Below are 12674 nucleotides of genomic sequence, written 5' to 3'. Positions count from 1 at the left end.
CAAACATCGCTAGTGTCGTTACCCGTGAACAGACCTCTCCACACTCGCTTCCGTCCGCTCGCCACCGCCGCCGCTTCCCTGGCCGCAATCGCCCTGATCGCTACCGGATGCGCGGGCGCCCCCGCGGCCGAGGAGTCCGCTCCCGACGCGAAAGACTCGAGCTACACGGTCGAGCATGCGATGGGCGAGACGGAGTTCGAGACTGTTCCCGAGCGCATCGTCGTGCTCGACTCCCCGCAGATGGACGCGCTGGTGGCCCTGGGCATCACCCCCGTCGGCGCGCCGGAGATCGGTGCGGGTCGCGGTTTCCCCGCGTACCTCGCCGACGACCTCGACGGGACAGAGTCCATCGGTTTCATCGCCGAGCCCGACGTCGACGCGATCGCCAACCTCGCCCCCGACCTCATCATCGGCTCGAAGGTGCGCCACGAAGCTCTCTACGAGGAGCTTTCGGCGATCGCCCCCACCGTCTTCTCCGAGGACACGGGCACCAACTGGACCGAGCAGGCCGTGCTGACCGCCGCCGCCGTGAACCAGAGCGACGCGATGGACCAGCTGATCAAGGGCGTCGAGGATCGTGCCGCCGAGGTCGGCGCAGCGGTCGAGGCCGACGGCGCCACCGCATCGATCGTGCGCTTCCGCGCCGACAACTTCCGCCTCTACGGCCCCGGCACGTTCTCGGGTTCGCTGCTCACCGACATGGGCTTCGACCTCGGCGCCGACCGCGACTGGAACGAGTACTCGATGATGGAGCTCAGCCCCGAGCTCTACGAACAGATCGACGGCGACGTGGTGTTCTACATGAGCCCCGGCGGAGACCCGAGCGCGACCACGCAGGAGCGGATCACGGGCCTCTGGGGCGCGCAGCCCGGCCCCGCAGGAGACAAGGCGTTCGAGGTCGAGGACGACACCTGGATGGTGGGCATCGGCGTGATCGGTGCGAACCTGGTGATCGATCAGGTCGAGGACCTGCTCGGCTGACTGACCGCATCCGAGGAGCGCAGCCGTCGCGGTCGCGACGGCTGCGCTCCTCTCCGGTGAATGAGGAAGACATGACCACGCAGCACCCGACGCTCGAAGCCCGCGGACTCGTCGTCGCCTACGACGGCAAGGTCGTCGTCAACGGGGTCGATCTCGCACTGCCCGAGGGGTCGTTCACGGTGATCCTCGGACCGAACGCCTCGGGCAAGTCGACCGTGCTGCGCGCGCTCGCCCGGGTGCTGAAGCCCGAATCCGGCGACGTGCTGTTCGACGGCCGCGCGCTCTCGGAGTACGGCTCCAAGGAGCTCGCCCGACGGATGGGCCTGTTGCCGCAGGACGCGATCGCCCCCGAGGGGATGCGGGTCGCCGACCTGGTCTCGCGCGGCAGGTACCCGCATCACTCGGCGCTGCAGCGCTGGACCTCCGCCGACGACGCCGCCACCCGCGAGGCCCTGGCGGCGACGAACACCGCCGATCTCGCTGAGCGCTACGTCGACCAGCTCTCCGGTGGTCAGCGGCAGCGGGTCTGGGTGGCGCTCCTGCTCGCCCAGCAGACCCCGGTGATGCTGCTCGACGAACCGACGACCTTCCTCGACATCGCTCACCAGTACGAACTGCTCGACCTGCTGCGAGCGCTCAACCAGCAGGGCAAGACGGTGATCGCCGTGCTGCACGACCTCAACCAGGCCGCGCGATATGCCGACAACCTCGTGCTCATGAAGGAGGGCCGCATTGTCGCCAGCGGCAACCCCTCCGAGCTGATCACGGCGGAGCGGGTCGGCGAGGTCTTCGGCATCGACGCGATCGTGACTCCGGACCCCGTGACCAGGACCCCCATGGTGATTCGTCGGTGACTTCGCCGTCGGCGCCCACCGTTACGGTTGAAGGATGACGATCACCGCCGCCGCAGACGGCTCCGCCCTGGGCAACCCCGGCCCCAACGGCTGGGCCTGGTACATCGACGACGAGAACTGGGCGGCCGGCGGATCCCCGCACGGCACCAACAACCAGGGCGAGCTTCGGGCCGTGCTCGAGCTGCTGCTCGCGACGGCGGGCACCGACGAGAAGCTGCTGATCGAATGCGACAGCCGCTACGTGATCGACTCCGTGACCAAGTGGATGCCGGGGTGGAAGCGCAAGGGCTGGCGTAAGTCCGACGGCGGGCCCGTGCTCAACCGCGACCTGCTGGAGGGCATCGACGAGGCCATCCGGGGCCGGAACGTCGAGTTCTCCTGGGTCAAGGGCCACGCAGGACACCCGCTGAACGAGGCCGCCGACGAGCGCGCGAACGCCGCGGCCAAGGCCTACCAGGCGAAGCAGGAACCGCGACGAGGGCCCGGCTTCACCCGCGCGGCAGACGCCGGAGCCGCCGTCACCGCGTCGGCACCGGTCGCCGCTTCCTCGTCCGCCGCATCGTCATCCGCCGTGCCATCATCCGCATCGTCGAGCACGTCGGCTGCCGCAGCACTCGCGCCCTCCCCCGCGGCCCCCACGTCGGTCGCTGAGCCGCTCTGGGCCGAGGCCGCCGACCTCCTCGACGGGTGGGATGCACCGGCGGACGACCCGATCGAGCTGCGCATCCCCCTCTCCTCCGACGAGCATGCGCGGCTGCGCGACCGCGCCGAGGCTCAGGGCATCTCGCTCGAAGAGGCCCTCCGCCGCCTGATCTGAGCGCAGCGACCGCGGCGTACACTCGCACCATGTCGACTCCCACCCGCACCATCGGCCGTATCTTCCTCGGCGCCTCCCTCGTCTTCGCGGGCGTCTCGCACCTCACGGTGGCGCGCGAGGAGTTCCAGGCGCAGGTCCCCGAGTCGCTGCCGCTGGATCCTGACACCACGGTGCTCGCCTCCGGCGTGGCCGAGATCGCACTCGGATCCGCCCTGCTGCTGGCACGACGCCGTCGGCGCACGGTCGGCACGATCGCCGCTGTGTTCTTCGTCGCCGTGTTCCCCGGCAACGTGGCGCAGTGGATGCACCACCGCGACGGCTTCGGTCTCGACACGGACATGAAGCGCTTCGTGCGACTGTTCTTCCAGCCCGTGCTCGTCGCGCTGGCACTGTGGTCGACCCGCGAACCCCGACGCTGACAGGCCGGGCCCCCGCACGGAGTCACCGCAGCCAGCGACGCGTACCCCCTTGCGGCACCATGGGTCTCCGAGCTGAGGTCCGTAGACTCGGCAGATGAAGGAATGGCGGGTGACGCAGCGGTGAAGGCGCGTACCGTCTTCGGCCTGCTCCGCCTCACCGCCGCCGCCGTCTGTCTCGTGGCGCTCATCCACCGGCTCGCCTGGGGTCTCGCATCGAACACGATCGCGAGCCAGAACTTCTTCGCGTATCTGACGAACCAGTCGAACATCGCTTTCGTGGTGCTGCTCACCGTCGCCGGCATCCTCGCGCTGCGCCGCGCGAAGGACCCTCGCTGGCTCACCGTCGCGCTGGCACTCGTTCTGACCTGGACGATCACGGCCGGACTCGTGTTCGCGATCCTGGTCTGGCAGGCCGGCATCCGCGGCATCCGCATCGACGTGCCCTGGTCGGATCAGGTGCTGCACTTCTGGCTCCCCGCCGTCACCGTGGCGGCGTGGGCACTCGCACCCGGTCACCGCTCCGTGCCCTGGCGGGTGATCCCGGTGTCGCTGGCGTACCCGGTGATCTGGGGTGTCGCCACCATGATCCGCGGCCCGCTGATCGGCTGGTACCCGTACTACTTCCTCGATCCGCGGCAGGTGAGCGGTCCGATGGAGTTCCTCGTCTCATCCGCGATCGCGCTCGGCACGTTCGCCGCCGTCGCCACCGTGCTCGTGCTCATCAGCCGCATGCCGGTGCCGAAACGGCTGCGCGGGAAGGCCGAGGGCGCTGCGCAGTCACCGACGCCGGAGCGTGCGAGAGCCGGTGAACGGGTCGGTCAGACGTAGAGGGCGAGCGAGGCGAGGGCCGCTTCGATCGCCTCGTCTTCGTCGAGCTTCGCGAACTCCGCTGCCGCCGCGCCGCCGACGATCCCGACGAGCACGTTCTCGCCGGTCGCGGGTCGCAGATTGATCCAGGTCGCGATGGCCACGTCGGCGCCGACGGAGTGCCAGATCGCCTCGTCGTTCTCCCAGAACGGCTCGTCCCACCGCAGCCAGACCGTCTCGATCGCGCCCATGCCGAGTGCCGAGATCGCCCCGCGATTGGAGAACGGCAGGGGCGGGTCGAACTCGATGCTGCGGTCTTGGAGCACTCCGAGAGGAACTGTCACGATGACCCGATCGAACGACAGCGCCTCACCGGTGCCGAGGCGCACACTCACCCCGGAATCGTCGTAGGCGAGGCGGGCAACCGGAGAGTTGAGCCCCACCTTGACCCCGTCGAGGGCCTGCTCGATGAACGGTGCGACGTCGCCGGTCGCGGCCTTCGGGTCTCCCGTGGGCAGGGGAGGCGCGAACCAGCTCGACAGTTCGTCGGCGCCGGCACCGGTGCGGGCGGCCAGGATCGCGAGCAGGGCCGCGGTCGCCGGATCACTCGGATCGATGCCCGCGGCGGTCAACGCGTCGGTGACCGAGGAGTCTTCGGGGGCGGCCTGCGCCGCCGTGATCGCCGCGTCGAAAGGCTGGGGGTCGATCGGGTCGAGGTCGCCCTCGGGCCCGTGCCAGAGCTGACCCGCCAGTTCGACGACGCCGACGTCTCCGCTGCTCATCAGGTCGAGCACCTCGCCGTCGTCCGCACCGAAGAGCCAGGCGCCGAGCTGCACCGGCAGGGGCCACGAATCGTCGACGCGGGAGTGCATGCGTCCGCCGACCCGGTCCCTCGCCTCGAAGACGGTGACCTCCATGCCGCCCTCGGCGAGCACAGCGGCAGCGGTGGCACCGGCGAGCCCCGCCCCCACGACCGCGACGCGCTCCCCCGAGGTCGCCGGGATCAGGAGTTCTTCGGCCGCACGCGTGCCCGAGCTGATCGCGCCGCGCAGCGTGCCGGGAGCATCCTCATCCGTCGCCTCGCCCGCGAAGAACAGGCGTGCGTCCACGGGTGCACCCAGCGCGAGGCGGGTGCCGGCGAGCACGCCGACGGGCGTGAAACTGGCGGCGCCGAGGGCGTAGGGATCGGTGGTCCAGGTGCTGCGGATGCTGCCGGCTGCGGCGGGGACGCCGGGCGGCGGCTCCGGCTCGCGGGTGCGAGTGGGCGTCGGCGTGGGTGTCGGTTCCGGGGTGCAGGAGGCGAGAAGAACCGAAGCGACACCGGCTCCGGCGCCGAGGAGCAGAGTGCGGCGCGTGATCCTCATCGTGTCGCCACTTTATCCCGAGCGGCCGGGTTCCGCCTGTCGGCGTCCGCCTGCCGGGTTCACAACTCAGGAAGAGGTGTGCCCGCAGACGGCGAAACCGGCCGGATCCTGGCGGATCCGGCCGGTTCGTCCGGAGTTGTGCGCGCTCAGACGGAGAGCAGCTCCCGCTCCAGGCGGGCGAACGACGACTCCATGCCGTCGGCCATGCCGGTGGCGAGGATCATGTCGCGCGTCTCCTTGTCGGGGTACTCGATGAGCAGCGTGACCAGGGTCGCGCCGTCCTCCTCGTACAGGTTCAGGTCGTTGAGCGTCTCGACAGGCATACCCTGCATCCGCTCGGTGCTGACGGCGCGACGCGGGGCGTCGATCAGGAGCGCCTCCCCCTCAAAGCCGAACGGCTCCCCCTCGGTGTCGCCGACCGGCGCCCACGAGTTGCGGTAGGACTGGCCCACCTCGGTGGCGGCGACGCACTCCGTCATCTCCCAGCCGTCGGGCCCGAGCATCCACTTGCGGATGAGCTCGGGCTCGAAGTGGGCACGCCACACCAGCTCGCGCGGCCCCTCGACCAGACGAGTGATGCGCACGTGCGTGTCGTCGAGAAGCTCGACGCGCGTGCCCTTGCCCTGTGCGTAGTCGCGGAGGTCCTGCAGCACGGTGTCGAGCTGCGCCATCGCCATCTTGAGTCCCTCGACCTGGCCCATCTCGACGACCTGCTCGAGCGCATCGACCGAGTCGAAATGGCTCGTGGTGACCATGCGGGTGCCTTCGGCGGTGGGCTCGAAGACGAACGACATCCGCTGCGCGGGGAAACCGTCGAGCGGCTTGCCGCTCTCATCGACGAACGAGTCGATGACCTCGAAGCTGTTCGGCGCGTCGATCGACACGAACTCCCACGCCCCCGACGACTTCTCCCCGCGCGGACCACTCATCGAGTAGAGGGCACGCCCGCCGACGGTGTGGTCCCAGGCGGTGAAGGTGGCCGGCCATCCGGGAGGACCCCAGAAGCGCTCGAGCTGACGCGGGTCGGAGTACGCGCTCCACACCCGCTCGATCGGGGCTGCGAAGTCGGCGACCACGGTCATGGTCAGGTTCTCGGCATCGGTGGTGACGTCGGTGACAGGCATGTTCAGTCTCCTTGCTCGTTCTTGTCGTTGTCGCTGGTGTCGGATGAGCCGGACCGAGGCGTCTCGGCCAGCAGGTCGTCGAGTCGGGCGATGCGCGACCGCCACAGTTCTTCGTATCGGGCGAGGAGCGCCCTGGCGCGGGCGATCATCTCGGGGTTCGCGCGGACGAGCCGCTCGCGTCCCTCTGCGCGCTTGACGATGAGGTTCGCGGCCTCGAGCACGGCGACGTGCTTCTGCACCGCGGCGAACGACATCTCGTAGTCAGCGGCGAGGGTCGAGACCGACTGCTCGCGCTCGATCGTCCGGCGCAGGATGTCGCGTCGGGTCGACGTCGCCAGTGCGTGGAAGACACGGTCGACCTCCGCTTCGCTCAGTTCTCTTTGTGCAACCATTTGGTTGTACGTTATGCCCGAGCGGGGCCGATGTCAAGCGGTTTCTGCGACACCGACGCTGCCGTCACCGCGCGAGACCGCGTCAGGACACCGAACTCTGCGCCAGCTCGTCCAGGTGTGGCGGGGCAGCACCGGTGCGAGACACTGCGACGGCCGCACTGGTGAGCGCAGTGTCAACGACTCGTTCGAGCGCACTCAGGAGCTCGGCGTCAGGAGCGAAGACCTCGGCGGTGAGCGCCGAGATGAGGCCTCCAGAGACGAGTCCGTAGACGAGGCCGGACATGAAGGCGTCACCGGCACCGATCGTGTCGACCACGCTCACCGGGATCGCCTGCCTCGTCACCGGCCGCCCCCCACCCGCGATCGCGAGGGTGCACCCGATGCCACCCCTCGTGACAACGGCCATCCTGGCACCCCGAGCGAGCAGGTGCGCGAGCACATCATCTACAGCGCGACCGGGGTAGAGCCAGTCGGCATCCTCGTCGCTGAGCTTCACGACGTGCGATGCGGCCATGATCGTCTCGACGCGCGCCACGGCTGCAGCTCGCGGTCGGAGAAGCGCCGGCCGGATGTTCGGGTCGTATGTGCGGAGAGTGCGGCTCGAGACCGTTCGGAGCATCGCGCGGACGGCGGTCGCCCCGGGTTCGAGCGACGCACCGATCGACCCGACGTGGATGACGTCGGCCTCCGCCGCCTCGGTGATCGCGGTCGACTCGGACAAGGTCCATTCGATGTCGAAGTCGTAGATGGCCGCGCCGTCCGCACCGATCACGGCGGTCGCACGAGAGGTGCACTCCCCGCCCCTGAGACTCGCCGCGGTCAGAGCGACGCCCTCACGGACGAGATGCTCGCCCAGCATCCGACCGTGCTCGTCGTCTCCGATCCGGGTGAGAAATCTCGTATCGATTCCCAGCCTGGCGAGGCCGATGGCCACGTTCATGGGCGATCCGCCCGGGTGGGGCACGCCGTCGACGATATCGACGAGAGCTTCACCGACGACGAGGCAGCGGGTGGTCAGCATCCCCGCTCCGCGACATCGGCGCGCGCCCCGTGCAGCGTTCCTCCGATGACTACCACGGTGTACGTGCGCGGCGACGTGACGGGGACCAGCGCGGTGAGCACCCTCTCGCCGTTCTGGGCGAACAGCTCGATGGACGACACCCGCTCGTTCAGATCGTCGATCCAGAGGTCCCATCCGACCTCGCGCGGCCGGTCGAGACGCATCGACGGAGACCTGTGAAAGCCCAACGGCATCTTCTCGCCGGAGCGGACGAGTTCGATGCGTCCGCTCGTGCGGTCCTGACGGATCACGACCCGACCGTCATCCGATGCCGACTCGATGTGCAGCTCGACGCTCTGCGCATCGCCGAACGTCGCGGTGAAGCCGACCCGCGCGGCTCCGGCGACCCCTTCGGCGAGCACGACGCTGCCGGCCACACCGGCGAGGTCGATGCTCTCGCCGGGATCGAGGTCGACCGCCGGGCGCTGCCGCAGGCGTTCGGCCCCCACTTCGTCGCGCGTGAGCGAGAGCCGGCGAGGTAGCGTCATCGCACTGCGGTGTTCGTTGGAGTCCCCACCCGGTATGCGACCGGCATACTCCCAGTTGTCCATCCAGGCGATGAGCGTCCGCTCGTCGCGAGCCAGACCGTCGAACGTGACACCGGCGTAGCAATCGGGTCCGAAATCGATCCAGCCATAGCGTTCGAGCTCGTCGCGGGACTGACCGCCGTCTCTCAGCAGCTCCCGCGGCGGAGCGGGGTGGGGAACGGAGGCGCGGAATGTCGTACCGTCGAAATCGCCCACCACGTAGTGCGTCCCCGAACCGCCTGCGATACCGCCGGGGTTGAGGCTGATCAACAGCACCCAGCGCACATCGTCGTCATCGCCGTCGACCGCGAGCGGAAACATGTCAGGACACTCCCACACACCGCCCACCGGGCCCGCGGGACCGTACGACGAGAGGAAGGTCCAGGTCGTGAGGTCGTCGGAGCGGTGGAACAGCACCTGGCGGTCTTCGGCCTCGACCGCGACCATCACCCAGTACCCGTCCCCTCCGTCGTCGTACCGGAACACCTTCGGATCACGGAAGTCGCTCGTGCCGCGGTCGAGCACCGGATTGCCGTCGTACTTCGTCCAGACGTACCCGCCGTCCGTGCTGTATGCGAGAGCCTGCGCCTGGCGTCCAGGCGCAGCGGCCGTGTAGAGCGCCACCAACGCCGGATCCTGGTCGGTGCCGAAGCCGGAGGTGTTGCCGTGATCGACCACGACGGAGCCGGAGTAGATCTGCGCCGTGTCGTCCCACAGGATCGCAGGGTCGTGCTCGGTCCATCGCAGGAGATCGGCGCTCGTCGCATGCCCCCAGCTGAGGTTGGCGTGTTCGACACCCTGCGGGTTGTACTGGAAGTACAGGTGGTACAGGCCATCGTGGAAGACGAGACCGTTCGGATCGTTCATCCAGTTGTTGCGCGGAGCGAAGTGCATGCGCGGGCTCGTGGTGCGGACCGGGGGAAGGTCAGTGGGGGTCACCGGGGCAGTCGTCTTTCTACTTGATGGGGGCGTGCGTCACTTGCCGACGCCCGCTGTGAGTCCTTCGCGCAGCGGCTTCTGCCCGAAGAAGAACACCAGGAGCGCAGGGATCATCGAGAGGATCACGCCGGCGAGCACCGTCGAGATGCTGCCGGTGCCGAGGTTGCCCTGCAGCGTCACGAGTCCCAACGGCAGGGTGAAGTTCTGATCGCTGATGGTCATGATGAGCGGTCGGAAGAACTCGTTCCAGTGATGGTTGAAGGCGAGGATGCCGACGATCGCGAGAGCTGGCGTCGCCAGCGGCAGGTACACCCCGAAGAACGTGCGCCAGGGGCCGGCACCGTCGAGCTGAGCGGCCTCACCCAGTTCCGTCGGGATGCCCATGAAGTACTGCCGCATCAGGAACGTGCCGAACGCGGTGGGCAAGGCGGGCACGATGAGCGCCAGGAGGGTGTCGGCGAGGCCCATGCCCCTCACCAGCATGAACACGGGCACGATCGTGACCTGCAGCGGGACCATCATGGTCGCGAGGATCAGGGCGAACAGGATCTTCTTGCTGCGGAACTCGAACTTGGCGAAGACGTAGCCCGCCATCGCGGCAGAGAGCATCTGCCCCGCTGCGACGAGCATCACCACGAGCGCGCTGTTCCAGGCATACAGCCAGAGCGGGATCTTGGTGAAGACGTCGGCGAACGCACCGAATCCGACCGCGACCTCTTGTGTGACGCTGTCGGTGGGCGAGAGCGCCGTGACGAGGGTCCACACGACGGGCCCGAGAGTGAGGAAGGCCGCCAACCCGAGGATGACGAACTTGCCACCCGTGCCGAGGCTGTGTGCCCACGAGCGCTTCGTGATGATTGTCGTAGTCATGATGGCCTCACCCGTAGAAGACGAATCGGCGGCTCAGTCGGAACTGGATGGCCGTGACGAGCATGATGAGAAGCGTCAGCACGATTCCGATGGCGGAGGCGCCACCGAAGTCGAGCTCCCGGAAGGCGGACTCGTAGATCACCATCACAGCGGTTCGGGTCTCATCACCGGGCCCGCCGCGAGTGAGCACCCACGGCTGATCGAAGATCTGCAGCGCGTTGATGATGGCCATGACCGATGCGACCAGCAGGGTCGGGCTCACCAGGGGCAGCGTGATCATGCGGAACTGCGTCCACCCGGCCGCGCCGTCGAGCGACGACGCCTCGTAGACCTCGCTCGGGATCGCGGCGAGCCCTCCGATGAAGAGCAGGAACGTGAAGCCGAAGTTCTGCCACACGTAGACCAGCAGCACCATGACCTTCGCCCCGAACCCGGTCGTCAGCCACCCGACGTCGGCGATGCCGATCAGGTTGAGCGTCTGGTTCACGAGCCCGAACTCCTGATTGAACAGGTAGGCCATGATCAGCGAGACGGATGCCGCCGACAGGATCAGCGGGAAGAACAGCGACGACCGGAAGAAGGTGCGCAACCACGTCGGCATCTTCGATTGCACGAGGATGGCGAGCACCAGCGCGACCGTGAGCTGCAGGATGACCGCCACGATGACGAAGCCGATGGTGTTCAGGAACGACACGCGCACCGTCGGGTTCATCGCGAGGTCGACGAAGTTGTCGACACCGACGAACACCGGATCGGAGATGATGTCCCAGCGGAAGAACGCGAGGACGAACGATCCGACGATCGGCACGAGGTTGAACAGCCCCAGGCCGATCAGAGTGGGGGCCAGGAAGATCCACACGATCGCTCGCCCGGATCGAGCTGTGGTGCCGGTCCCGCCGCGTGCTCCCGGCGGGACGGTGAGGGTTGCAGTGCTCTCCGACATCATCGTCCTCCCAGCGCGATCTCGAGATCTCGCTGCATCGTCTCCAGGCCCCGGCGTACACCGGAAGGGCCGTTGGTGATGGTCGACACCACGTTCTTGAGCAGGGCGGACTCGACCGCGGCCTGCTGGGGAGGCGCCGGCATCGGTCCGGTGTCGGGGAACTTGTCGAGGGTTTCGTAGAAGACTTCCCAGTGAGCGGGCCCCACCCCCGCGCCGTACAGCTCGGCATTGAGCGAGCGGCGAGGCAGAGACGAGTCGGGGCGCGGATGGGCGATCTTCATGCCCTCGACCGAGACGCAGTACTTGAGCCACTCCCAGGCCTCGTCCTTGCGCGGAGAGGTCTCCATGATCGCGTAGCCACCCGCGCCGAACTGGTGCCGCTGCCCCGACATCCGTGGGAAGTAGGTGACGTCATACGCGTCGTTCGCGACGCCTGCCTCTTCGAGGCCGCGCACCCAGAATCCTCCTGCGGGTGTCATCCCGACCGAGCCGGTGGAGAACAGCGAGACCAGCTCGTTTCCGCCGCCCTGCGCGGGGTTCGCCGCAAGACCTTCAGAGACCATGCGCTCCAGTACGGAGAAGCTCTCGACGGCATGCTCGTTCAGCGCGTCGGCCTGCTTCCACACGTAGCCTCCGCTGCGAGAGGGCTGGTCGGGGTAGAAGCGTTCCCAGAACCAGTCGCCTCCGCCTGCCTTCTCTTCACGCAGGAAGCTCGTGTTGTTGACGTAGAGCCACGGCACGACGCCGCCCCAGAGCCGGTTGTTCCAGAAGTATGGGAGGAACTGCTCGGGGGCGCTCTTCTTCATCGAGCGGGCCGTGGTGAGGAACTCCTCCAGAGTCCAGTTGTCGGCAGGCCGTTCGAGCCCCGCGCGCTCCATGGCCTGGGTGCTGTAGAAGACGTTCGCCGCATTGAAGTTGTCGGGCATCTGGAACAGGCTGCCCTGGTACATGAACGCCTCGATGAGCGTCGGATTCACGTCGTCGAAGTACTCCTGCATCTCGGCCGCGTCCCTGCGCACGAAGTCATCGAGCGGGTGCGCGAGGCGCGAAGCGAAGAGCTGCGAGCCCTCGGTCGCGACCGTGACGACATCCGGAGGCGTGCCCGCCGCGATCATCGTGAGGATCTTCGCGAAGTACTCGCTCCAGTCCTGACCCTGGATGGCGACGATGCGCACCTCGATGCCAGGATGCTTGCGCTGGAATCCGTCGATCAGCGACTGACGCGCCACCGCGTCCTGCGCAGTGCCGAAGAGGGCGACCGTCAGAGTGTCGGCGCCGCGACCCGGGATGTCGGATCCGGTGAGCCGCGGCCACGAGACCACGGTGCCGACGATGCCCAGTCCGATCGCCCCGAACAGCGCCCTGCGAGTGAGATCAACCACGATGTTCTCTCCTGTTTTCGTGACTCCGCAGGCGGGAACCTCTATCCGCACGGAGATGCTGAATTGATTCAGCACGCCGACATTAGCATCGCGGACCGGGGGCTGCAAGCAGTTTGCTAAATCAATTCAACGCTTGTGGTTCCGCGGGAGCGCCCGCACTGCCTAAGCTGGAGATGTCACGACAGGAGGAAGCCG

13 protein-coding genes are annotated in these 12674 nt (G+C 68.0%); 5 read left to right on the top strand and 8 right to left on the bottom strand.

Annotated elements, in window-relative coordinates:
• The first annotated feature begins 24 nt into the window (after nt 1-24).
• The 5 genes from D514_RS35615 (at nt 25) to D514_RS35595 (ending at nt 3899) form a co-directional block, all read left to right on the top strand.
• Nucleotides 25-981, top strand: a complete 957-nt coding sequence (locus D514_RS35615) for an ABC transporter substrate-binding protein (RefSeq protein ID WP_017831181.1) — start codon at nt 25-27, stop codon at nt 979-981.
• Nucleotides 982-1052: 71 nt separating this feature from the next.
• On the top strand, nt 1053-1835 hold the full coding sequence (locus D514_RS35610) for an ABC transporter ATP-binding protein (RefSeq protein ID WP_017831180.1): 783 nt from the start codon (nt 1053-1055) through the stop codon (nt 1833-1835).
• A gap of 34 nt (nt 1836-1869) precedes the next feature.
• A complete protein-coding gene (locus D514_RS39300; protein ID WP_017831179.1) occupies nt 1870-2652 on the top strand; it encodes a ribonuclease H in 783 nt (260 codons plus the stop codon).
• 29 nt (nt 2653-2681) lie between these two features.
• On the top strand, nt 2682-3071 hold the full coding sequence (locus D514_RS35600; RefSeq protein WP_017831178.1) for a MauE/DoxX family redox-associated membrane protein: 390 nt from the start codon (nt 2682-2684) through the stop codon (nt 3069-3071).
• 102 nt (nt 3072-3173) lie between these two features.
• Entirely contained in the window at nt 3174-3899 is a 726-nt protein-coding gene (locus tag D514_RS35595) for a Pr6Pr family membrane protein (RefSeq protein ID WP_017831177.1), read from the top strand.
• Here the strand turns inward: D514_RS35595 and D514_RS35590 are convergent.
• The 8 genes from D514_RS35590 to D514_RS35555 all read right to left on the bottom strand — a co-directional run bounded on the left by D514_RS35590 (nt 3890) and on the right by D514_RS35555 (nt 12479).
• A complete protein-coding gene (locus tag D514_RS35590; protein WP_017831176.1) occupies nt 3890-5242 on the bottom strand; it encodes an FAD-dependent oxidoreductase in 1353 nt (450 codons plus the stop codon). The genes D514_RS35595 and D514_RS35590 overlap by 10 nt on opposite strands.
• A 146-nt stretch (nt 5243-5388) precedes the next feature.
• A complete protein-coding gene (locus D514_RS35585; protein ID WP_017831175.1) occupies nt 5389-6366 on the bottom strand; it encodes an SRPBCC family protein in 978 nt (325 codons plus the stop codon).
• Nucleotides 6367-6368: 2 nt separating this feature from the next.
• Nucleotides 6369-6758 (bottom strand): helix-turn-helix transcriptional regulator, encoded by a 390-nt coding sequence (locus D514_RS35580; RefSeq protein ID WP_017831174.1) that lies wholly within the window; start codon nt 6756-6758, stop codon nt 6369-6371.
• 82 nt (nt 6759-6840) lie between these two features.
• A complete protein-coding gene (locus D514_RS35575; RefSeq protein WP_017831173.1) occupies nt 6841-7779 on the bottom strand; it encodes a carbohydrate kinase in 939 nt (312 codons plus the stop codon).
• Nucleotides 7773-9284, bottom strand: a complete 1512-nt coding sequence (locus tag D514_RS35570; RefSeq protein ID WP_144053089.1) for a glycoside hydrolase family 32 protein — start codon at nt 9282-9284, stop codon at nt 7773-7775. Before D514_RS35570 ends, D514_RS35575 begins: the two co-directional genes overlap by 7 nt.
• 36 nt (nt 9285-9320) lie before the next feature.
• Nucleotides 9321-10154: a carbohydrate ABC transporter permease gene (locus tag D514_RS35565; RefSeq protein ID WP_017831171.1), complete on the bottom strand. Its 834-nt coding sequence runs from the start codon at nt 10152-10154 to the stop codon at nt 9321-9323.
• 7 nt (nt 10155-10161) lie between these two features.
• Nucleotides 10162-11097, bottom strand: a complete 936-nt coding sequence (locus tag D514_RS35560) for a carbohydrate ABC transporter permease (RefSeq protein WP_017831170.1) — start codon at nt 11095-11097, stop codon at nt 10162-10164.
• Entirely contained in the window at nt 11097-12479 is a 1383-nt protein-coding gene (locus D514_RS35555) for an extracellular solute-binding protein (RefSeq protein ID WP_017831169.1), read from the bottom strand. The genes D514_RS35560 and D514_RS35555 overlap by 1 nt, the downstream gene beginning before the upstream one ends.
• Nucleotides 12480-12674 lie beyond the last annotated feature (195 nt).

Origin of the sequence: Microbacterium sp. UCD-TDU, from assembly GCF_000340625.1 — a bacterium.
GTDB lineage: Bacteria > Actinomycetota > Actinomycetes > Actinomycetales > Microbacteriaceae > Microbacterium > Microbacterium maritypicum.
This window is presented reverse-complemented; position numbering and strand designations above follow the sequence as displayed.

Excerpts from the sequence above, each read along its gene's own strand:
- D514_RS35610 (WP_017831180.1), top strand. The coding sequence starts at position 1,053 with ATGACCACGCAGCACCCGACGCTCGAAGCCCGCGGACTCGTCGTCGCC.
- D514_RS35580 (WP_017831174.1), bottom strand. The coding sequence starts at position 6,758 with ATGGTTGCACAAAGAGAACTGAGCGAAGCGGAGGTCGACCGTGTCTTC.
- D514_RS35595 (WP_017831177.1), top strand. The coding sequence starts at position 3,174 with ATGGCGGGTGACGCAGCGGTGAAGGCGCGTACCGTCTTCGGCCTGCTC.
- D514_RS39300 (WP_017831179.1), top strand. The coding sequence starts at position 1,870 with ATGACGATCACCGCCGCCGCAGACGGCTCCGCCCTGGGCAACCCCGGC.
- D514_RS35590 (WP_017831176.1), bottom strand. The coding sequence starts at position 5,242 with ATGAGGATCACGCGCCGCACTCTGCTCCTCGGCGCCGGAGCCGGTGTC.
- D514_RS35560 (WP_017831170.1), bottom strand. The coding sequence starts at position 11,097 with ATGTCGGAGAGCACTGCAACCCTCACCGTCCCGCCGGGAGCACGCGGC.
- D514_RS35600 (WP_017831178.1), top strand. The coding sequence starts at position 2,682 with ATGTCGACTCCCACCCGCACCATCGGCCGTATCTTCCTCGGCGCCTCC.
- D514_RS35585 (WP_017831175.1), bottom strand. The coding sequence starts at position 6,366 with ATGCCTGTCACCGACGTCACCACCGATGCCGAGAACCTGACCATGACC.
- D514_RS35565 (WP_017831171.1), bottom strand. The coding sequence starts at position 10,154 with ATGACTACGACAATCATCACGAAGCGCTCGTGGGCACACAGCCTCGGC.
- D514_RS35575 (WP_017831173.1), bottom strand. The coding sequence starts at position 7,779 with ATGCTGACCACCCGCTGCCTCGTCGTCGGTGAAGCTCTCGTCGATATC.